The following is a 19,958-nucleotide window of genomic DNA, read 5'->3' as shown; positions in this document are numbered from 1 at the left end:
GTGATGATCGTGCGCCCGGCTGTGCGGAGCCGGAACCCTCTCCACAGAATGTGCCCATGCTCCGGCATGGGCACATTTCTTTCACAGGTCGAGCAGGCGCTCCAGGCCGACGGTGAGGCCGGGCAGCTCGCCCACCCTGCGTACGCCGAGCAGCACGCCAGGGGTGAACGACGACCTGTTCATCGTGTCGTGCCTGATCGTGAGGGTCTCGCCGTCGCCGCCGAGCAGCACCTCCTGGTGCGCGATCAGCCCCGCCAGCCGTACGGCGTGCACGTGCACCCCGTTGACGTCAGCGCCGCGCGCCCCCTCGAGCTCGGAGCTGGTCGCGTCGGGCATCGCCGCCCTCCCGGCCTTCGCGCGCGCCTCGGCCACCAGCTCCGCCGTACGGCGGGCGGTGCCCGAAGGGGCGTCGGCCTTGTTCGGGTGGTGCAGCTCGACGATCTCGACGGAGTCGAAGTACTTGGCGGCCTGCTGGGCGAAGTGCATCATCAGCACGGCCGCGATGCCGAAGTTGGGCGCGATCAGGCAGTTCGTGCCGGGGAAGCGCTCCAGCCAGCCGCGGACGGTGGCCAGGCGCGCCTCGTCGAAGCCGGTCGTGCCGACCACCGGGTGGATGCCGTGCGCGATGGCCCACTCGAGGTTGCCCATGACGACGTCGGGATGGGTGAAGTCGACGACCACCTGCGCGCCCTCGAGGGAATCGATCGGCTCGTCCTTGTCGATCGCCGCCACGAGCTCGAGGTCGGCGGCCGCCTCGACGGCCTTGCACACCTCGACGCCGACCCGCCCACGCGCCCCTAGCACACCTACTCTGATCACCCCTCCACCTTAGCGGTGCATCCTGTCCCTTCACGCTGCACGGCAGGCCTGCTTAACTCCCACCACCATTTCGGTGGATCCTGCCTGAGCGAGTGGCGAAGCCGCCACGCCGACGAACCTGACGTGACGGCGGGAACCGGAGTCCCGCTGGAGTGGCGTGAAAGACGGACGGCCACCGAGTGACCCCGGTGGCCGTGACGCCGCTGTGCCGTACAGGCTGAGAAAGGTTGTGCCGTACAGGATGGTCAGCTGATGGCGTGGGAGAAGTCCTTGTCGGCGTAGGGACCGATGACGGCCAGCGTCATCGGCCTGTTCAGGATGTCGCCCGCCACCGACGCGATCTCCTCGGGGGTGACCGTCTCGATGCGGGACAGCACCTCGTCCACCGACATCAGCTCGTCGTAGACCAGCTCGTTCTTGCCGATCCGCGACATGCGCGAGCCGGTGTCCTCGAGCCCGAGCACGAGACCGCCGCGCATCTGGCCCTTGCCACGGACGATCTCCTCCTCGGTGATGCCCTCGGAGACGACCCTGGCCACCTCGTCCCTGCAGATCTTCAGCACGTCGTCGATCTTCGACGGCATGCAGCCGACGTAGATGCCGAACTGGCCGGTGTCGGCGTAGGCGGAGGTGTAGCTGTAGGCGGAGTAGGCCAGCCCGCGCTTCTCCCTGATCTCCTGGAAGAGCCGGGAGGACATCCCGCCGCCCAGCGCCGCGTTCAGCACGCCGAGCGCGAACCTGCGGTCGTCCGTGCGCGCCATGCCGGTGGTGCCGAGCACGAGGTTGGCCTGCTCAGTGGGCCTGTCGACGACCCGCACGCCCGACTGCGTCGGCGCGCCGGGGCCGCTGGTGCGCGGAGGAGCGCTCTCTCTCGGCCCTGTGAGCGAGCCCGACCGCTCGTACGCCCGCGCCACCAGCTCCACCACGTGCTCGTGGCGGACGTTGCCCGCGACGGAGACGACCGTGCGCGGCGGCTGGTAGTAGGTGCGGTAGTACTCCACGATCCGGTCACGCTGCAGGGCGTTGATCGACTCGACGGAGCCCAGGATCGGCCTGCCGATCGGCGAGTCGCCGTACAGCGCCGCCGAGAACTGCTCGTGCACCACGTCGGACGGGTCGTCGTCGTGCATGGCGATCTCTTCGAGGATCACCCCGCGCTCCGACTCGACGTCCTCCTCGGTGATGAGCGACGAGGTGACCACGTCGGCCAGCACGTCGACGGCCAGCGGCAGATCCTCGTCGAGCACCCGCGCGTAGTAGCAGGTGTACTCCTTGGCGGTGAAGGCGTTGATCTCACCGCCGATGCCCTCGATCGACGCCGAGATCTCCATGGCGTCACGCGTGGGCGTGCCCTTGAACAGCAGGTGCTCGAGGAAGTGGGTGGCCCCGGTGTGCTCGGGGGCCTCATCACGCGAGCCGATGCCGACCCACATGCCGACCGCGACGGAACGCACGGTCGGCATGGTCTCGGTCACCACGCGCAGCCCACCGGGGAGGACGGTGCGCCTGACGACCCCGGCACCGTCCTTGCCGGGGTGCAGCGTGGTCGTGGTCACGGGACCTCCTTCGTCGGCCCCGTGACCAGGGTGCTGTGTTGAATGACTCCCTCGCTACGCTCGGTCACGAGTTGCGGTCTTCTCCGTCACCGGCGGGCTTGCGAACCCTGGTGCGAGTACGGCGAGGCCGGTCGTCGCGAGCCTTGTCCTCGTCGGCCGCCGCCGCCGGAGCCTCGGCCACGGGGGCGTCGCCGGAACCGGCAGGCTCCTCCGTGCCCTTGGCGGCCTTGTCGGCGGCCTCCTTCTCGATGACCTCGACGGGCACGAGCGAGAGCTTGCCGCGCGAGTCGATCTCGGCGATCTCCACCTGGATCTTCTCGCCGACGCCCATGACGTCCTCGACGTTCTCGATGCGCTTGCCGCCGTGCAGCTTGCGGATCTGGGAGACGTGCAGCAGGCCGTCCTTGCCCGGCATGAGCGAGATGAACGCGCCGAAGGCGGCGATCTTCACGACCGTGCCCAGGTAACGCTCGCCCACCTCGGGCATGTGCGGGTTGGCGATGGCGTTGATGGCGCTGCGCGCCGCCTCGGCCGAGGGGCCGTCGGTGGCACCGATGTAGATGGTGCCGTCGTCCTCGATGGTGATCTCCGCACCCGAGTCGTCCTGGATCTGGTTGATCATCTTGCCCTTCGGGCCGATGACCTCGCCGATCTTGTCGACAGGGACCTTGATCGTGATGATGCGAGGCGCGGTCACGTTCATCTCCGCGGGAGAGTCGATCGCCTCCTCCATCACGTCGAGGATCGCCAGGCGGGCGCCCTTGGCCTGCTTCAGCGCGGCGGCCAGCACCGAGGCGGGGATGCCGTCGAGCTTGGTGTCGAGCTGGAGGGCGGTGATGACGTCCTTGGTGCCGGCGACCTTGAAGTCCATGTCGCCCATGGCGTCCTCGGCGCCGAGGATGTCGGTCAGCGTGACGTAGGTGTCACCCTCACCGATCAGGCCCATCGCGATGCCCGCGACCATCTCCTTGAGCGGCACACCGGCGTCGAGCAGGGCCATGGTGCTGGCGCAGACCGAGCCCATGGAGGTCGAGCCGTTGGAGCCGAGCGCCTCGGAGACCTGACGGATCGCGTAGGGGAACTCCTCGCGCGTCGGCAGGACCGGGATCAGCGCCCGCTCGGCCAGCGCGCCGTGACCGATCTCGCGGCGCTTGGGCGAGCCCACGCGGCCGGTCTCACCCGTGCTGTAGGGCGGGAAGTTGTAGTTGTGCATGTAGCGCTTGGTCCGCTCGGGGTTGAGCGTGTCGACGACCTGCTCCATGCGCAGCATGTTCAGCGTGGTGATGCCCATGATCTGGGTCTCGCCGCGCTCGAACAGCGCCGAGCCGTGCACCCGCGGGACCACGTGGACCTCGGCGTTGAGCGCGCGGATGTCCTTGGGGCCGCGGCCGTCGATGCGGACGCCGTCCTTGATGACCCGCTCGCGCATGAGCTTCTTGGTCAGCGACCTGAAGGCGGCGCTGACCTCCTTCTCACGACCCTCGAAGTCGGCCAGGAGCTTCTCGCCCGCCATGGCCTTGATCCTGTCGAGCTCGCTCTCGCGCTCCTGCTTGCCGGCGATCGTCAGCGCGGCGGCCAGCTCGGTCTTGACCGCGCTCTCGACGGCGGCCAGGACGTCGTCCTGGTAGTCGAGGAAGACGGGGAACTCGGCGGTCTCCTTGGCGGCGACCTTGGCCACCTTGGACTGCGCCTCGCACAGCACCTTAATGAACGGCTTGGCCGCCTCGAGGCCCTGCGCGACGGTCTCCTCGGTCGGGGCGACGGCGCCGCCCGCGACGAGCTTGAGCGTCTCCCTGGTGGACTCGGCCTCGACCATCATGATCGCGACGTCGCCGTCCTCGAGGACGCGGCCAGCCACGACCATGTCGAAGGTGGCGCGCTCGAGCTCGGGGTGGGTCGGGAAGGCGACCCACTGGCCGTCGATCAGCGCGACGCGGACGCCGCCGATCGGGCCGGAGAAGGGCAGCCCGGCCAGCTGGGTGGACAGCGACGCGGCGTTGATCGCGACGACGTCGTAGAGGTGGTCGGGGTTGAGCGCCATGATGGTCGCCACGACCTGGACCTCGTTGCGCAGGCCCTTGACGAACGACGGGCGCAGCGGCCTGTCGATCAGGCGGCAGGTGAGGATGGCGTCCTCGGAGGGACGGCCCTCACGCCGGAAGAACGAGCCGGGAATGCGGCCCGCGGCGTACATGCGCTCCTCGACGTCCACCGTGAGGGGGAAGAAGTCGAGGTTCTCCTTGGGGTTCTTGGAAGCGGTGGTCGCGGACAGGACCATCGTCTCGCCGTCGAGGTAGGCGACGGCCGAGCCTGCGGCCTGCCGGGCGAGCCGGCCGGTCTCGAACCGGATCGTGCGCGTGCCGAAAGAGCCGTTGTCTATGACGGCTTCAGCGGTGTGGACACCCTCCACGGGGGACCTCCTAGGTTGGTCGGTCTCCCGCGCCCTCTTTTCTCACCGGCACCCTCGTTAGGTGCAGCGCCGGTCTTCGATCGAAGCGCCCGGTCATCCCGACCGGAAGCCACTACCGAGGACCGGCCCGCAGGCGTCGCGGGTCGCATGGTGCTGTAGCGGACGCGGGGGCTATCAGTGTGTCTCGGTTATTCAGTTGTCCGACGCTAGGCGCGCCGGGACCCATATGAGAAGGGAGCGGCGCGCAGCGCCGCTCCCTTACCACTCTATCGGCGCAGGCCGAGGCGCTCGATGAGCGCACGGTAACGCGCGATGTCGTTGTTCTGCAGGTACTTCAGCAGGCGACGCCGGCGACCGACGAGCAGCAGCAGACCACGACGGCTGTGGTGGTCGTGCTTGTGCGTCTTCAGGTGCTCGGTGAGCTCGCTGATGCGCTTGCTGAGCAGCGCGATCTGCACCTCGGGCGACCCGGTGTCGCCCTCGGCCGTCGCGTACTCGCTGATGATTGCCTTCTTGGCAGCGGTGTCGAGGGACACGGCTCTCCTTCAATCTACGGACACGCGTGAATGAGATGAGAGTGCGAACGACCATGCGTGCCTACAGTCGCCGCGAGAAGGCCTTCAGGGCAGCGCACAGCGCCACCGTTACAGAGCCGACATACAAGGTTACCATCGCGGTCCGTCCCTTGACACATCGTTCATCGTCGGCTCTGCGCGGCGCCCGCTGCCTGCTCCCACCTCACCGCCGAGCGGGCCGCTCGGCTCGTGCCCAGTGCGCGGGACGGCTGAGCGCCTTCGGGATGCGCGTGGAGGCGTCTCCCCTGGCCGCGTCGAGCTGCGACTGGGTCAGGAACAGCGCGCCGGTCAGGTTCGCGCCGCTCAGGTCGGCGTTCCTGAGGTCGGCGCCGATGACGTCGGCCTCGCGCAGGTCGGCCCCCCTGAGATCGGCCCCGATCAGCAGGACGCCGCGCAGGTTGGCCCTGCGCAGGTCGGAGCCCCTGAGCCTGGCCCCGATGAGGTCCATCTTCATCGTGCGCCCTCCGCGTCCGCGCACCAGCTCGCTGGCGCGCAGCAGGAGCGGGCTGATCCTTCCGCGCAGCGCCCCGGTGTCGACGACGGTGAGCGCGGCGATGAGCTCCTCGAGCTCGCCCGCCGTACGGCCCAGCTCGTCGTGCACGGGCGCGGCGGCCTGCCAGCCCAGCGCCTCGGTGACGTAGTAGAGCAGCTCGTGCAGGTCGCGCATGGCGGGGAAGACCTCGGCGGCCCGTCCAGCGGCCCCCGCCTCGGTGACATGTTGGCCCGCGCCGAAGCAGTCGTAGACCGTGCAGCCGGGAAAGCCCTTGTCCCTGAGCTGGGTGTGAATCCCGCAGCGGAAGTCCGCGCCCAGGTTGGGGCAGGCCTTGCCCGCCGGTTTGTCGATCGCGAAGTCCGCCGAGGCGGCGAAGGCGGGAACGACGCAGCACAGTCCCTGGCACCGCCCGCAATCGGCGCGCAGGCTCGTCAGGACTCGACGGCCGCCGGGTCCATCCACACAACCTCCCACAGGTGCCCGTCAGGGGCCCTGGAAGCTCCTGCCGTACATGGACTCGTCGTCCATCGGATCGTTGGCGGGAGAGTCACCGGAGACGAGGGCCTTGTCAGCCGCCTTGTCGGCCGGCTCGCCGACCCGCTCTCTGCTCTCGACGCCCAGTGCAACGATAGCCTCAGTCGTCGTATGCGCGTCCGCGACGTCCTCGTCGGTGAGGCTCTCGACGAGCGTCGGCTCGGGCTCGTCGAGCGTCGGCTCCAGCGGGCGGACGCTCAGTACCCACGGGGCCGCCAGGCGCGGAAGGCACGCCTGGACGCGGCCGGCGTCGTCGAACTCCCTCCGCTCGATCGTCCAGTCCATGCGCGGTGAGCCCGGGCCGAAGAGGGTCGCCTCCATGAAGTCGTTCCAGCGCCCGTACGAGCTGAGCACCACGAGCTCGTCGGGGACCTCCAGGTCCAGGACGACGTAGCGGGCGTACTCCTCGGGGCCCTCAGGGCAGAGGAGCAGCTCCGCCGTCACCGCCACCTCGTCGTCGCGGGTGTCCGGCCCCAGCCAGGCCCACAGCGGCGGCCGGCCCGCGCAGTCGATGCCGCGCCGCGCCATCTCCGCCACCATCTCCCTGTAGGCGGGCAGATATGAGCGGCTCATCACCGTGGTCCAGTCCCCGACCACCTCACCGGCCTGCTCCAGCTTCTCGACAACCACTCGGTGCTGGACCGTCCACAATCGCACCGGGTGATTATGGCAACGGAGCAACAGCCGATCTACCGGTTATCCTCACCGGAGGTGAGCTCCCTGACTCTGTCGACGTCCGCGTGGATCTGGGCGATGAGCGCCTCGATCGAGTCGAACTTCGTGTTCCCCCGCAGCCGCGCCCCGAAGTCCACCGCCACGTGCATGCCGTACAGGTCGAGGTCGTCCCTGTCCAGCGCGTACGCCTCCACGGTGCGCGGCACGCCCTCGAAGGTCGGGTTGGTGCCGACCGAGATGGCGGCGGGCCAGACGCACCCGTCGTACCCGGCGGGCAGGTTGCCCACGGCGACGCAGCGCAGCCAGCCCGCGTAGACACCGTCGGCGGGGATGGCGGTGTTCGGCGGGGTCTCCACGTTGGCGGTGGGGAAGCCGAGCTGCCTGCCACGCTGGTACCCGCGGACGACGACGCCCTCCACGCGGTGCGGACGGCCGAGCAGGGTGGCCGCGGCCGAGACGTCACCGGCGGCGACGAGCTCACGGACGAGAGTGGATGAAACGCCGGACACCAGGGGGATCTCCTCCACCGCGAAGTCGTACTTGTCGCCCAGCACGCGCAGGGCCGACGGGTCGCCCGCGGCCTGGTGGCCGAAGGTGAAGTTCGCGCCCACCACGACGGCGGCGGCGCGCAGCCGCTCGGCGAGCACGCTCTGGGCGAAGTCGGCGGGGCTCAGACGCGCCACCTCCATCGTGAACGGCAGAACCACGACCTCGTCCACGCCCAGCCCGGTCAGCAGGGCGGTGCGCTCGCGCAGGGTGGTCAGCCGCGGCGGCTGGGTGCCTGGCCGTACGACCTCGGCGGGGTGCGGCTCGAACGTCACCGCGACGCATCGCAGCCCCAGCGAGCGGGCGACGGCGACGGCGCGCTCGACCACCTGACGGTGGCCCCGATGCACGCCGTCGAACACGCCGACCGTGACGACGGATCTTTCCGACTCCTGCACGCCCGGTCCCCATTCGTCTCTTGGCGGATCAACCATCCTCAAGCGTGCCATGCCCGGCGGCATTCCTCGCAACCGAGGGTGGCGGCAGCCGCCCGTCCACCCTCCGACCTCCGTCAAGGCGCCGTGGAGGGCCCGACCGCGCGCGGGCGGTACCATCCGCTGCATGTCTCGTTACGCGCTGCTGATCCTGCCCGCCTTCAACCGGGTCTACGGCGAGAGCTCCATCCGCCTGACCAGGAGCGAGCTGGCGGTCTTCGCCGACGTCTCCGAGGTGGAGGAGACGCGCATCGGCGGCGTGCCGTACGTGACGTTCGAGGCGGACTCGCCCGACCTCGCGCTGCTGTCGAACCTGTCGTCCGTCTACGCGATCTTCGGCATCGAGGGCGACCTGCTGCGCCCTCTGGAGATGACACCGCTCGACCGGCTGTCCAGTGACCTCATCACGATCCAGAAGTACGCGGGCAAGACCAACGAGCACTTCACCAAGCTGCTGCTGAACGTCACCGTGCTCGCCTCCGACTTCGCGCTGGACGCGCGCCTGTCCGTCCTCGACCCGATGTGCGGGCGCGGCACCACGCTCAACCAGGCCCTCATGTACGGCTACGACGCCTACGGCGTCGACGTCGACGGCAAGGACTTCGAGGCCTACACCGGCTTCCTCAGGACCTGGCTGAAGAACAAGCGCCTCAAGCACACCGCGGAGACCGTGCCCGTCAGGAGGGAGCGGGCGCTGGTCGGACGGCGGTTCAACGCGAGCTTCGGGCTCTCGAAGGAGGCCTACAAGGCGGGCGAGGCGCAGCAGGTGACCGTGGTCAACGCCGACACCCTGCGCAGCCGCGAGTTCTTCAAGCCGCGCTCCTTCGACGTCATCGTGACCGACGCGCCGTACGGCGTGCAGCACGGCAGCAAGGCGGGGGGCGGCCTGTCGCGCAGCCCCCTCGACCTGATCGGCAGGGCGGTGCCCGTCTGGCAGGAGCTGCTGCGCCCCGGCGGCGCGATCGGCATCTCGTGGAACACCTACGGCGGCTCGCGCGACGACCTGGCGCGGATCCTCACCGCGCACGGCCTCGAGGTCGTGGCCCTTCCCGACTTCGAGCACTGGGTGGACCAGGCGATCGTCCGCGACATCATGGTCGCCCGCAAGCGGTAGACCTAACCGACGAAGACCGCCAGCGGCCTGGCCGACCTGCCCTGCTCCTCCACCAGCGCCAGCAGCTCGCCGTCCGGCCCGAACACCCCGATCGGGCCCTCGCCGAGACCGGCCGCTGACAGGCGGCCGCCGTGCGAGATGACGCGCGCCTCGTCGGCGTCCACGTCGCGCCGGGGGAAGGCCGCGCTGACGGCCTCGCCGATCGGCAGCACCACACAGTCGGCGGCCAGCTCGTCGATCGTCTTGGCCAGCGACAGGTCGTAGGGGCCGACCCTGGTGCGGCGCAACGCGGTGAGGTGACCGCCCACGCCGAGGGAGGCGCCGAGGTCGCGGGCGAGCGCCCTGATGTAGGTGCCGCTGGAGCAGCGGATGGTGGCCTTGATCTCGGGCCCCTCGATGGAGGCGACGTCGAAGTCGTGGACGGTCACGGGCCTGGCGGCCAGCTCGACCTCCTCGCCCGCGCGCGCCCGCTTGTAGGCCCGCTCGCCGTTCACCTTGATCGCCGACACCTGCGGGGGCACCTGCATGATGCGCCCCGTCAGCGCCTCGATCCCCTTGCGCACCGCCTCGGACGTCACCGAGCCGGTGTCGAAGGTCGCGGTGACCTCGCCCTCGGCGTCGTCGGTGTTGGTGGTGACGCCCAGCCTGATCGTCGCCTCGTACACCTTCTCGGTCAGCGCCAGATGCCCCAGCAGCCTGGTGGCCTTCTCCACGCCGATCACCAGCACGCCCGTGGCCATCGGGTCGAGCGTGCCCGCGTGGCCCACTCGCCTGGTGCCCGCGATGCGCCGCATCTTGCCGACGACGTCGTGGGAGGTCCACTCGGCGGGCTTGTCCACGATGATCAAGCCGCTCTCAGTCACAGCATCTCCTTGAAGCGCGCCATGGTCTCCTCGACACTGTCGTGCGAGGTGAACCCGGCAGCGTAGCAGTGACCTCCGCCGCCCAGCGCCGTGCTGATCGCTCCGACGTCCGCGCCGCCCTTCGAACGCGCCGACACCTGCCAGGCGCCGTCGTCGTCCTGCTTCAGCACCACGGCCACGTCGGCCTCGTCGGTGCGGCGGATCACGTCGATCACGCCCTCGATCTCGTCGTACGGCAGGCCGTACGCCGCCCTGTCGGCGTGGGAGATGTACGTCCAGACCAGGCCGTCCTCGAGCACCACACGCTCCAGCGCCGCCGCGAGCACCTTGAGGTAGGCGAACGGGGAACGGTCCCACAGCTCGCGTGCGATCTCATCGGTGCGCAGCCCCGCGGCCACCAGCCTGGCCGCCATCTGGTGCGCGGCCGGCGTGGTCGAGGAGTGCCTGAACTGGCCCGTGTCGGTCGAGAGGCCCACGTACAGCAGTGTGGCCATGTCGCGGTCGAGCGGCTGTCCGAGGCGGCGGATGAGCTCCTCGGCCAGGACGGCCGTCGCAGCCACTCCGGGATCGATGAGGCTCACCGTGCCGAAGCCCTGGTTGGAGGCGTGGTGGTCGACCACGATCACCTCGCGCGCCTTGCCCGCGGTGGCGGCGAGCACGCCGAGGCGTTCGAGCGTGGAGGCGTCGAAGGTGATCATCAGGTCGGGTTCGGCGGGAAAGGCCGAGGGGACCGTCAGCAGGTCGAGGGCGGGCAGGAAGCGCAGCAGCCTCGGCACCACGAACCTGCGGTCGCCGAAGGAGGCCACGACGCGCTTGCCCATCGCCGTGAGAGCCTTGGCGGCGGCGAGCATGGAGCCGAGGGCGTCACCGTCGGGCGAGATGTGGCAGGCCAGCGCCACCTCGTCGGCCTCGTGGATCAGCCGCAGCGCCCTTTCCCATTCACCCTCGCCGATCGCCGTACGCGAAATACCACCGTCCGCCGGACCCTGGACGGGCCCGGCGGCCGGACGGCGGATCTCGTCACGCACGTCGGGCGTCACGTTGCGGAGTATCCCGCGCGGTCGGAGGGCTCGTCCTCGTCTTCGTCAAGTTCGGGCTTCTTGTACGGGTCCGCCTCGCCCGCGTAGGAGGCTCCCTCCGCCCGCTTGGCGACCTCGGCGTCGCGCTCCTTGGCGGCGGCCAGCAGCTCGTCGAGCTGGCGGGCGCTGTCAGGCAGCGGGTCGTGCTTGAAGGTCAGCGTGGGTGTGTGGCGCACACCGGTCTGCTTGCCCACTTCGGAGCGGATGATCCCCTTCGCGCTCTCCAACGCGGCCGCGCTGTCCGCGCGCTCGGCGTCGGAGCCGAACACCGTGTAGAAGACCGTCGCCTCCCGCAGGTCAGCGGTGATGCGCGTGTCGGTCACGGTCACGAAGCCCAGCCGTGGGTCCTTGATCCGCCGCTCCAGCATCTCGGCGACGATCTGCTGGATGCGGTCGGCGAGCTTGCGCGCTCGTGCGGCGTCCACCATCTTCGATCCCCCTAGTGTTCGGTCAGTCTTCGTCGTTGTAGAGCCGCTGCCTGGCAGACAGCAGTTCGATGTCAGGGCGGTAGGCCACCAGCCGCTCACAGGCGTCCATCACCTCGCCGCAGTTGCCCGCGGAGGCCGAGACGACGGCGATGCCGATCTCGGCCCTGCGGTGCAGGTCGAGATGGCCGGTCTCGGCGACGGCGACGCTGGGGAAGCGTCGCTGCACCTCCGCGACGAGGGGACGCACCACGCCGCGCTTCTGCTTCAGCGAGTGCACGTCGCCGAGCAGGATGTCCAGGGTCAAGGCACCGACATACATCGTTGGCATCCACCGCTCGGTTCGTGGCCGGAAGCGTGCGAGGCAGTCCTGAAGGGCCGCGGTGGGGGCCCTACCCGGTTCCTCGTACGCCCCGCACGCGCGGGGCCATCCCCCGGCGTACGGCGCGGCGCCACCCATGACCTCATGGGCAACGCCCTTCTTCGTCAACGCCCGCGCGCGGCGACTTAGTCCTCGCCGCGCAGGTGACGCCAGTGATGCGTACGACACCCTGGCGTGCGAGGGGCGCCCGGCGGAGACTCCACCGGGCGCCCGACCGCGCTTTAGCCGCGCGGCTTCTCCCGCATCTCGAACGTCTCGATGACGTCGTCGATCCTGATGTCGCTGTATCCGACACCGATACCGCACTCGAAGCCCTCACGGACCTCGGTCGCGTCGTCCTTGAAGCGACGCAGCGACGAAACGGTGAGGTTGTCGGCGATGACGACACCGTCGCGGATGATCCGCGCCTTGCTGTTGCGCACGATCGTGCCCGAACGGACCAGCGAACCGGCGACGTTGCCGATCTTCGGCACCTTGAAGACCTCGCGGACTTCGGCGGTGCCCATCTGGACCTCTTCGAACTCGGGCTTGAGCATGCCCTTGAGCGCCGCTTCGATTTCCTCGATCGCCTGGTAGATGACCGAGTAGTAGCGGATGTCGACGCCCTCGCGCTCGGCCAGGTCGCGCGCCCGAGGCTCGGGGCGGACGTTGAAGCCGATGATGACCGCGTTGTCGTCGGCGACGGCCAGGTTGACGTCGTACTCGGTGATCGCACCGACGGCGCGGTGCAGGACACGGAGCCTGACCTCGTCGCCGACGTCGATCTTGAGCAGCGCGTCCTCCAGCGCCTCGACCGAACCGGACACGTCACCCTTGATGATGAGCTTGAGCTCGTCGACGCGACCCTTCTCGAGGTTGCTGAACAGCTCCTCGAGGGTCAGGCGACGGCTCGACTTCGCCATGTCGGCGCTGCGCTTGCGCGCGGCGCGCTGCTGGGCGATCTGCCTGGCCATCCGGTCGTCGGTGACGACGATGAAGTTGTCACCGGCGCTCGGCACGGCCGTCAGACCCATCACCAGGACGGGACGCGAAGGCGTGGCCTCCTCCACCGGGTCGCCGTTGTCGTCGAGCATCGCCCTGACGCGGCCGAAGGCCTCGCCACAGACGATGGAGTCGCCGACGCGCAGCGTGCCGCGCTGGACCAGGACGGTCGCGACGGGGCCGCGACCCTTGTCGAGGCGAGCCTCGATCGTGATGCCCTGAGCGTCCATCGTCGGATTGGCCCGCAGGTCGAGCTCGGCGTCGGCGGTCAGGATGATCGCCTCGAGAAGGTTCTCGATGCCGGTGCCGTTCTTCGCGGAGATGTCGACGAACAGCGTCGAGCCACCGAACTCCTCGGCCACCAGGCCGTACTCGGTGAGCTGGGCCCGCACCTTGTTCGGGTCCGCGCCCTCCTTGTCGACCTTGTTGACCGCGACCACGACGGGCACGTCGGCCGCCTGGGCGTGGTTGAGCGCCTCGATCGTCTGCGGCTTCACACCGTCGTCGGCCGCGACCACCAGGACGGCGATGTCGGTGGCCTTGGCACCACGGGCACGCATGGCGGTGAACGCCTCGTGACCGGGGGTGTCGATGAAGGTGATCTTGCGCTCTTCACCCTCGTGCTCGGTCGCGACCTGGTAGGCACCGATGTGCTGGGTGATGCCACCGGCCTCGCGCGCCGCCACGTTGGTGTTGCGGATGGCGTCGAGCAGCTTGGTCTTACCGTGGTCGACGTGACCCATGACGGTCACGACGGGCGGACGCGCGGCCAGGTCGGCCTCGTCGCCCTCGTCCTCGCCGAACTCGATGTCGAAGGCCTCGAGAAGCTCGCGGTCCTCCTCCTCCGGGCTGACGACCTGGATGTTGTAGTCGAGCTCGGCACCCAGCAGCTGCAGGGTCTCCTCGTTGACCGACTGCGTGGCCGTCACCATCTCGCCGAGGTGCAGCATGATCTGCACCAGCGAGGCGGGGTTGGCGCCGATGCGGTCGGCGAAGTCGGACAGCGAAGCGCCGCGCGGGAGCCTGATCGTCGCGCCGTTGCCGCGAGGAACCTGCACACCGCCGATCGCCGGCGCCGACATGTTGTCGAACTCCTGGCGCCTCTGACGCTTGGACTTGCGGCCACGCGCGGGACGACCACCTGGGCGGCCGAACGCGCCTGCCGTACCGCCGCCGCGACCACGGCCGCCGCCACCGGGGCGACCGGCGAAGCCGCCGCCACCACCGGGACCGCCGGTGCCGGTGCGCGGACCCGCGCCACCGCCACCACCGGGACGACCGGCGAAACCGCCGCCGCCACCGCCACCGGGACGACCGGCGAAACCGCCGCCGCCACCGGGACGGCCACCGCCGCCACCGCCGGGACGACCGCCACCGCCACCGCCGCCGGGACGGCCTGCGCCGCCACCGCCACCGGGGCCCGCGGGGCGACCCTGCGGCATCATCATCGGGTTGGGACGCGGACCACCGGGACGGGGACCGCCCGCACCTGGGCCGCCACCGGGACGCGGACCGCCTGCACCGGGGCCGGGACGGGGGCCACCGGCGCCGGGAGCGCCCTGACCACCACGGCTCGCGGGCGGACGCGGCATCGCGCCGTCGCGCGGAGCGCCGTCACGGGGACCGCCGGGACGCGGGCCACCCTCGCGGGGACCGCCCTCACGCGGGCCGCCGGGACGCGGCGGACGCTGACCCATGCCGGTCGCGTTGGACGAGAACGGGTTGTTGCCGGGACGAGGCCCGGGACGCGGACCAGGCTTCGGGCCTGGACGCGCGCCCCCCTCACGCTGACCACCGGGACCACCGGCGGGACGCGGGGCGCCACCGTCACGGGGACCACCGGGACCCGCGGGACGACCGCCCTGCTGGGCGGGGCCAGGACGAGGGCCGGGAGCCGCGGGGCGGGAAGCCGGCCCAGGACGCGGAGCCGCGGAGGGCTTGGGGCTCTCGAAACGCGGAGCCTGGGGGGCCTGCGGAGCCTCGCGGGGAGCCTCGGCCTTGGCGGCCTCGGGCTGAGGCTGCTGGTGGGGCATCGGAACCGGCGGGCGCGGAGTGCCACCGGCTGCGGGACCGGGGCGGGGCCCCGGCTTCGGAACAGGACCCGGACGCGGGCCTGAGGAAACGGGCGCCTCCGCGACGCCATTGCCGGCCTGGCTGCTGTCAGCCGGCCGGGGCGCAGCCCTCGGCGGCTGCGGCTTGGACGACGAACCGCCGCCCTTCGTGGGCTTGGATACGCCCAAAGCTTCGGTGAGCCTGCGGACTACCGGCGCTTCGATGGTGGAGGACGCCGAACGGACGAACTCTCCCATCTCCTGGAGCTTGGCCATGACGACCTTGCTCTCGACGCCGAACTCCTTAGCGAGCTCGTATACCCGGACCTTCGCCACTGCACTCCCTTACTTGGCCCGGGAGGCTGGCAGTGCCGTCCGGACCGTCGTTAACTTGACGTCTTCATCGCCGCGTGCTCATCAGGCGCTCATAGCAATCTGACTCCGCCCATCAACTCGGCGTCCTACATGACATTTCGTGGTTCTCCTTCTCCAGGTGCGCTCGCACTCGCGAGATGTCAAGCGGCCCCGGCACGCGAAACGCGCGCGGAAACGCTCGGCGACGCTCGGCAAGCTCCAGGCAGCTCAGGTCGGGATGCAGCGAAGCACCCCGGCCAGGGAGCTGTCCTCGCAGGTCAGGGATCACGAGATCCCCGACGAGCACCAGATGGAGCAGCTCGGACTTAGCCGTGCGAACCCTGCAGCCCACGCATGTTCTCAGCGGGGCCGCCTGGCCACCATATTCCAGCTTACCGCTTGGACGCATCTACGGAACCGGCGGGATCGTCGGCCTGGGTGTCCGGACGGATGTCGATCCGCCATCCGGTGAGCCTGGCCGCGAGCCTGGCGTTCTGCCCCTCCTTGCCGATGGCGAGGGAGAGCTGGTAGTCGGGCACGGTGACGCGCGCCACCCTGCCGGCGAGGTCAAGGACCTCCACATGCGAAACGCGTGCGGGAGACAGCGCATTCCCCACGAACTCGGCGGGGTCCTCGGACCAGTCGATGATGTCGATCTTCTCGCCGTGCAGCTCGGTCATGACGCTGCGCACGCGTGCGCCCATCGGGCCGATGCACGCGCCCTTGGCGTTGACGCCCGCCTTGCGGGAGGCGACCGCGATCTTGGTGCGGTGACCCGCCTCGCGCGCGACCGCCGCGATCTCGACGGTGCCGTCGGCGATCTCGGGCACCTCGAGCGCGAAGAGCTTCTTCACCAGGCCGGGGTGGGTGCGCGACAGCGTGACGGAAGGACCCTTGTGGCCCTTCTTCACCTGGACGACGTAGGCGCGGATGCGCTCGCCGTGGACGTAGTCCTCGCCGGGGACCTGCTCGTTGTGGGGCAGTACGGCCTCGATCTTGCCGAGGTCGACGAGCACCACGCGGGGGTCCTGGCCCTGCTGGATGACGCCGGAGACCAGCTCGCCCTCGCGGCTGGCGAACTCACCGAAGTTGATCTCGTCCTCGGCGTCGCGCAGCTGCTGCAGGATGACCTGCTTGGCGGTGGTGGCCGCGATGCGGCTGAAGTTGCCAGGGGTGTCGTCGAACTCCCTGACGATCTCACCCTCGTCGTCGAGCTCCGCCGCGTAGATCGTGACGTGCCCTGTGGCGCGGTCGAGCTCCGCCCTGGCCTTGGCCGCGGCGCCCTCCGTGCGGAAGTAGGCGATCAGCAGCGCATCCTCGATCGCTTTCACGACCAGGTCGAAGGAGATGTCCTTCTCCCGCTCAAGGCTGCGCAGGACGCTCATGTCGATGTCCACGAGGCTTCCCCCTTAGCCCTCGTCGCCGGTGTCGTCGAGGTCGTCTTCCTCGTCCTCGAACCGGCGGAATTCCACCTGTACCCGTCCTCGGGTCAGGTCCTGATAGTCGATCCTGCGCGGGGCGCCGTCGACGTCGATCTCCACGCCGCTCTCGTCGGCGGCCCGGATGCGGCCCTCCACCAGGCCGCCGTCGCGCAGCTCGGCCTTGACCAGGCGTTTGGCTGCGCGGCGCCAGTGGCGCGGCTCGGTCAGCGGGCGGTCGACTCCGGGAGAGGAGACCTCCAGCGTGTAGGGCGACTGCCCCATCGAGTCGTCGCCGTCGAGCGCGTCGGAGACGCCCTGGCTGACCTCGGCGATGTCGTCGAGCGTGACCCCGCCGTCCTTGTCGACGACCACGCGCAGCAGGCTTCGCTTGCCCGCGCGGGTGACGGTGACGTCTTCCAGGTCGAGACCTGCTGTGGCGACGACGGGCTCCAGGAGCTTCATCAGGTGGTCGCGGGATGATGCGCTGCCCATATCGACCTCCCTATTGTGTTGCGATCCATGGCCGCCGAAGACGGCGGCCGCTCAGTCGACGACTGCTCTTACCCTATCCGTACCAGGGCACGGAAGAGCGCCACTCGACAGGGTCGGGCGGCTGAGTCTCAAGAGAGCGAGACCATATCGCACCTGGGCACGATCAGGCGGAACGCGCCAACGGCGTGCGCCAGCCCTTACGATGCTATGTGCCTTCCCGACGTGACCGGAGGTTACCCTTGCGTCCCCTGTCCAGGCGTGCCGTGCTCGCGGGCGGCGCGGCGATGGCGGCGCTGTCCGGCTGTACGGCGGGCGAACCCGCCCCCGTCGCCTCGAAGGCCCCCGATCCCGAGCACCTGCTGCTGCGCGAGCTGATCGCCGACAAGGAGCGCACGATCGGCCTCTACTCCGCGCTGGTGGCGGGGGGCGGCGAGAAGCTCGCGCCGTTCCTGGCCCGTCACGAGGAGCACCTGGCCGCGCTGCGCGAACGGCTGCCGCGCGAGAGCACCCCCTCCCCCTCCCCCTCCTCCCCCGCGCCCTCCCCGACGCCCTCGCCGCCCAAGGTGACGCTGAACAGGCTGCGTGACCTGGAGCGCAAGGCCGCCGCGCTGCGCCCTCGCCAGCTCGGCAAGGCCTCTCCCCCGCTGTCGCAGCTGATCGCCAGCATCGGGGCCTGTGAGGCCCTCCACGCCCTCGCCCTGCCGAGGTCGCTGTGAGCGACCCGCACGCCTCCGAGGCCACGGTGAGGCGGGACCAGAGCGCCTCCGAGGCCGCGGTGAGGCGGGACCAGAGCGCCTGCGGGGCCGTAGCTGTGAGAGCCGCCAGGGCTTCGAGGGAAGGACTGTCATGAGCGACGTCGAGGCGCTGGGCAAGGCGCTGGCCGCCGAGCACGCCGCCGTCTACGCCTACGGCCTGATGGGCGCCCGCACGACGGGGTCGCTGCGCTCGAAGGTGGCGGCGGCCTTCGACGCCCACAGGGCCAGGCGCGACCAGCTGCGCGCGCTCATCTCCTCGGGCGGCGGCAGGCCCGTCGAGCCCGAGGCCGCCTACGCGCTGCCCGTGGTGCCCGGCAACGCCAGGGAGGCCGTCCGCCTGGCCGTCCATGTGGAGGAGGGCGTCACGGCCGCCTACCTCGAGCTCAGCGCGGCGCAGGGGGCCGCCACACGCAGGCTGGCGGCGCTCGCCATGCAGGAGTCGGTGATCAGGTCGTACGGCTTCCGTCCGTCGGTCACCGCCTTCCCCGGCATGCCCGCGAAGACCACGGCCCCGCCGTCCGCCGGCCCCGGCGGCTGACGACGCACGCGGCGTCAGCGGGATTCATGCCTTCTCGGATGGGTAGCGGGGACGCGTCGCCAATCCCCCAATGGAGGCATCAATGGGCTGGGGTTATCGCAAGTCCATCAAAATAGGGCCGTTCCGACTGAACCTGTCCCGCGGTGGTGTCGGGCACAGCTGGGGCAACAGAGCCTTCCGCGTCACCAGGACCGCCGACGGACGGCGCACGCTGTCGGTCAATCTCCCCGGCGGTTTCCACTGGCGCAAGACGCTGGGCGGCAGCGCACGCCGCTGATCAGGGAACTCCTCCGTGGTGCCCTTCGTTTTCAGGGCACCACGGACTTTTCCCCGAGGAGGCTCGATGGGCTGGCACTACCGCAAGTCGATCAAGGTGGGCCCGTTCAGGATCAACCTGTCCCGCCACGGAGTCGGCCACAGCTTCGGCGGTCGCCGCTTCCACGTCAGCACCACCCCCGACGGCCGCCGCCACGTCACGGTGAGGCTCCCCGGCGGCTTCCACCTCAGCAAGTCCCTCGGCGGTCGCCGCCACCGCTACTACCGCTGAGGCGGGGTACCGGGCGCGAGGCGGCCGAGGAAGTCGCGGGTGAGGGCGACGATCTCGTCCAGGTTCGTCTCCAGCGCCCAGTGCCCGCCCTCCAGCAGGTGGAGCTCGGCGTCGGGCAGGTCGCGCAGATAGGCGCGGGCGGCGCCCTCGGGCATGTACCCGTCCTGGGGGCCCCAGACGATCAGCGTCGGCGGCCTGTGCTCCCTGAGAGAGCGCTGGTAGCGAGGGAACCAGCCGAGGTTCTCCCTCAGCCCCTCCATCAGGCCCACGGCGATCTCGCGGCGCGCGGGGGTGTCCATCAGCGGCCACGACAGCTCCCACAGGTCGGGGCTGATCCGCTCGGCGAGATGCTCGGCCACCTCGCCGACGAACTCGTCCCTGAACCCCTCCTCCGACACCGCCTGGCTCAGCCGTTCGCGGCCCGAGGGGGTGGGGTCGGCCCAGTAGTCCTTGAGCGGCTTGTACTTGGGGCCGAGTTCGTCCTCGTAGATGTCGCCGTTCTGGATGATCAGGGCGGTGACGCGCTCCGGCGCCTTCATCGCCAGCCGCAGGCCGATCTGCGAGCCGTAGTCGTGCAGGTAGAGGGCGTAGTGCCGCAGGCCCATCACCGAGGCGAACCTGTCGAGGAAGGCGGCGTAGCCGTCGAAGGTGTAGGGGAAGTCCTCGGGGGTCGCGCTGTAGCCGAAGCCCGGGTAGTCGGGCGCCACCAGTCGCCAGCGATCGGCCATGGCGGGCATGAAGTGGCGGAACTGGAAGGAGGACGACGGGTAGCCGTGCGGGAGGAGCATGACGGGCGCCCCCTCGGGGCCCGCCTCCCTGTAGAAGGCCCGCACTCCGTCCACGTCGATGTGTCGATGCTTCACAGCGACACTGCTTCCCGCGAGCGGGCGATGTAACGGCTTTCGCCGTACGGC

At 70.1% G+C, this 19,958-nt stretch carries 21 protein-coding genes; 5 read left to right on the top strand and 16 right to left on the bottom strand.

The window, feature by feature from the left end:
• Positions 1-81: 81 nt before the first annotated feature.
• The 7 genes from dapB to ABFX55_RS46310 form a co-directional block, all read right to left on the bottom strand.
• On the bottom strand, positions 82-819 hold the full coding sequence (gene dapB / locus ABFX55_RS46340) for a 4-hydroxy-tetrahydrodipicolinate reductase (RefSeq protein ID WP_346130235.1): 738 nt from the start codon (positions 817-819) through the stop codon (positions 82-84).
• A 245-nt stretch (positions 820-1,064) separates the two neighbouring features.
• Positions 1,065-2,375: a M16 family metallopeptidase gene (locus ABFX55_RS46335; RefSeq protein ID WP_183657379.1), complete on the bottom strand. Its 1,311-nt coding sequence runs from the start codon at positions 2,373-2,375 to the stop codon at positions 1,065-1,067.
• 64 nt (positions 2,376-2,439) lie between these two features.
• Complete coding sequence (locus tag ABFX55_RS46330; protein WP_346130232.1) at positions 2,440-4,785, bottom strand: polyribonucleotide nucleotidyltransferase; 2,346 nt, start codon at positions 4,783-4,785, stop codon at positions 2,440-2,442.
• A 266-nt stretch (positions 4,786-5,051) separates the two neighbouring features.
• Positions 5,052-5,321: a 30S ribosomal protein S15 gene (gene rpsO, locus ABFX55_RS46325; protein WP_183657365.1), complete on the bottom strand. Its 270-nt coding sequence runs from the start codon at positions 5,319-5,321 to the stop codon at positions 5,052-5,054.
• A 202-nt stretch (positions 5,322-5,523) separates the two neighbouring features.
• The gene (locus ABFX55_RS46320) at positions 5,524-6,315 is read right to left on the bottom strand and encodes a pentapeptide repeat-containing protein (protein ID WP_346130231.1); all 792 of its coding nucleotides are present in this window, start codon (positions 6,313-6,315) and stop codon (positions 5,524-5,526) included.
• 21 nt (positions 6,316-6,336) lie between these two features.
• Entirely contained in the window at positions 6,337-7,044 is a 708-nt protein-coding gene (locus tag ABFX55_RS46315) for a DUF3841 domain-containing protein (protein ID WP_346130230.1), read from the bottom strand.
• 32 nt (positions 7,045-7,076) lie between these two features.
• On the bottom strand, positions 7,077-8,042 hold the full coding sequence (locus tag ABFX55_RS46310) for a bifunctional riboflavin kinase/FAD synthetase (protein WP_346131458.1): 966 nt from the start codon (positions 8,040-8,042) through the stop codon (positions 7,077-7,079).
• Positions 8,043-8,169: 127 nt separating this feature from the next.
• Between ABFX55_RS46310 and ABFX55_RS46305 the strand changes: the two genes are divergently transcribed.
• Positions 8,170-9,156, top strand: a complete 987-nt coding sequence (locus ABFX55_RS46305) for a TRM11 family SAM-dependent methyltransferase (protein ID WP_346130228.1) — start codon at positions 8,170-8,172, stop codon at positions 9,154-9,156.
• 2 nt (positions 9,157-9,158) lie between these two features.
• Here the strand turns inward: ABFX55_RS46305 and truB are convergent, their stop codons facing one another.
• The 8 genes from truB to rimP all read right to left on the bottom strand — a co-directional run bounded on the left by truB (position 9,159) and on the right by rimP (position 17,204).
• Entirely contained in the window at positions 9,159-10,019 is an 861-nt protein-coding gene (gene truB, locus ABFX55_RS46300) for a tRNA pseudouridine(55) synthase TruB (RefSeq protein ID WP_346130227.1), read from the bottom strand.
• Positions 10,016-11,059 carry a DHH family phosphoesterase gene (locus tag ABFX55_RS46295; RefSeq protein ID WP_346130226.1) on the bottom strand — a complete coding sequence of 348 codons (1,044 nt, stop codon included), beginning with the start codon at positions 11,057-11,059 and terminating at the stop codon, positions 10,016-10,018. Before ABFX55_RS46295 ends, truB begins: the two co-directional genes overlap by 4 nt.
• Positions 11,056-11,526 (bottom strand): 30S ribosome-binding factor RbfA, encoded by a 471-nt coding sequence (gene rbfA, locus ABFX55_RS46290; RefSeq protein WP_346130225.1) that lies wholly within the window; start codon positions 11,524-11,526, stop codon positions 11,056-11,058. Before rbfA ends, ABFX55_RS46295 begins: the two co-directional genes overlap by 4 nt.
• Before the next feature lie 22 nt (positions 11,527-11,548).
• Positions 11,549-11,845 carry a DUF503 domain-containing protein gene (locus ABFX55_RS46285; RefSeq protein WP_183657340.1) on the bottom strand — a complete coding sequence of 99 codons (297 nt, stop codon included), beginning with the start codon at positions 11,843-11,845 and terminating at the stop codon, positions 11,549-11,551.
• 281 nt (positions 11,846-12,126) lie between these two features.
• On the bottom strand, positions 12,127-15,273 hold the full coding sequence (gene infB / locus ABFX55_RS46280) for a translation initiation factor IF-2 (protein ID WP_346130224.1): 3,147 nt from the start codon (positions 15,271-15,273) through the stop codon (positions 12,127-12,129).
• Positions 15,274-15,385: 112 nt separating this feature from the next.
• Positions 15,386-15,700 carry a YlxR family protein gene (locus ABFX55_RS46275; protein ID WP_183657333.1) on the bottom strand — a complete coding sequence of 105 codons (315 nt, stop codon included), beginning with the start codon at positions 15,698-15,700 and terminating at the stop codon, positions 15,386-15,388.
• Positions 15,684-16,688, bottom strand: a complete 1,005-nt coding sequence (gene nusA, locus ABFX55_RS46270) for a transcription termination factor NusA (RefSeq protein ID WP_183657330.1) — start codon at positions 16,686-16,688, stop codon at positions 15,684-15,686. The genes ABFX55_RS46275 and nusA overlap by 17 nt, the downstream gene beginning before the upstream one ends.
• 12 nt (positions 16,689-16,700) lie before the next feature.
• Positions 16,701-17,204 carry a ribosome maturation factor RimP gene (gene rimP, locus ABFX55_RS46265; protein ID WP_346130222.1) on the bottom strand — a complete coding sequence of 168 codons (504 nt, stop codon included), beginning with the start codon at positions 17,202-17,204 and terminating at the stop codon, positions 16,701-16,703.
• Between the two features lie 239 nt (positions 17,205-17,443).
• On the opposite strand from rimP, the gene ABFX55_RS46260 reads away from it, so the two are divergent.
• The 4 genes from ABFX55_RS46260 (at position 17,444) to ABFX55_RS46245 (ending at position 19,044) form a co-directional block, all read left to right on the top strand.
• Positions 17,444-17,920, top strand: coding sequence for a hypothetical protein (locus ABFX55_RS46260; RefSeq protein ID WP_346130221.1), 477 nt, complete (start codon positions 17,444-17,446; stop codon positions 17,918-17,920).
• A gap of 130 nt (positions 17,921-18,050) precedes the next feature.
• Complete coding sequence (locus ABFX55_RS46255) at positions 18,051-18,497, top strand: ferritin-like domain-containing protein (RefSeq protein ID WP_346130219.1); 447 nt, start codon at positions 18,051-18,053, stop codon at positions 18,495-18,497.
• 82 nt (positions 18,498-18,579) lie between these two features.
• A complete protein-coding gene (locus tag ABFX55_RS46250; protein WP_183657318.1) occupies positions 18,580-18,774 on the top strand; it encodes a DUF4236 domain-containing protein in 195 nt (64 codons plus the stop codon).
• A 66-nt stretch (positions 18,775-18,840) separates the two neighbouring features.
• Entirely contained in the window at positions 18,841-19,044 is a 204-nt protein-coding gene (locus ABFX55_RS46245) for a DUF4236 domain-containing protein (RefSeq protein WP_183657315.1), read from the top strand.
• Here ABFX55_RS46245 and ABFX55_RS46240 read toward each other — a convergent pair.
• Positions 19,035-19,907 carry an alpha/beta fold hydrolase gene (locus ABFX55_RS46240; protein WP_346130217.1) on the bottom strand — a complete coding sequence of 291 codons (873 nt, stop codon included), beginning with the start codon at positions 19,905-19,907 and terminating at the stop codon, positions 19,035-19,037. The genes ABFX55_RS46245 and ABFX55_RS46240 overlap by 10 nt on opposite strands.
• Between the last annotated feature and the right edge of the window lie 51 nt (positions 19,908-19,958).

The sequence above is a fragment of the Nonomuraea roseola genome (assembly GCF_039535395.1).
GTDB classification, from domain to species: domain Bacteria; phylum Actinomycetota; class Actinomycetes; order Streptosporangiales; family Streptosporangiaceae; genus Nonomuraea; species Nonomuraea roseola.
Note: the sequence above shows the minus strand (reverse complement) of the source record. Positions and strands in the feature narration are given on the sequence as shown.

What these genes read in the sequence shown, in the direction of transcription:
- ABFX55_RS46245 (WP_183657315.1), top strand. Translation starts at nt 18,841, where the DNA reads ATGGGCTGGCACTACCGCAAGTCGATCAAGGTGGGCCCGTTCAGGATC.
- ABFX55_RS46275 (WP_183657333.1), bottom strand. Translation starts at nt 15,700, where the DNA reads ATGCGTCCAAGCGGTAAGCTGGAATATGGTGGCCAGGCGGCCCCGCTG.
- rbfA (WP_346130225.1), bottom strand. Translation starts at nt 11,526, where the DNA reads ATGGTGGACGCCGCACGAGCGCGCAAGCTCGCCGACCGCATCCAGCAG.
- rimP (WP_346130222.1), bottom strand. Translation starts at nt 17,204, where the DNA reads ATGGGCAGCGCATCATCCCGCGACCACCTGATGAAGCTCCTGGAGCCC.
- ABFX55_RS46305 (WP_346130228.1), top strand. Translation starts at nt 8,170, where the DNA reads ATGTCTCGTTACGCGCTGCTGATCCTGCCCGCCTTCAACCGGGTCTAC.
- ABFX55_RS46285 (WP_183657340.1), bottom strand. Translation starts at nt 11,845, where the DNA reads ATGTATGTCGGTGCCTTGACCCTGGACATCCTGCTCGGCGACGTGCAC.
- ABFX55_RS46310 (WP_346131458.1), bottom strand. Translation starts at nt 8,042, where the DNA reads ATGGTTGATCCGCCAAGAGACGAATGGGGACCGGGCGTGCAGGAGTCG.
- ABFX55_RS46255 (WP_346130219.1), top strand. Translation starts at nt 18,051, where the DNA reads ATGAGCGACGTCGAGGCGCTGGGCAAGGCGCTGGCCGCCGAGCACGCC.
- ABFX55_RS46250 (WP_183657318.1), top strand. Translation starts at nt 18,580, where the DNA reads ATGGGCTGGGGTTATCGCAAGTCCATCAAAATAGGGCCGTTCCGACTG.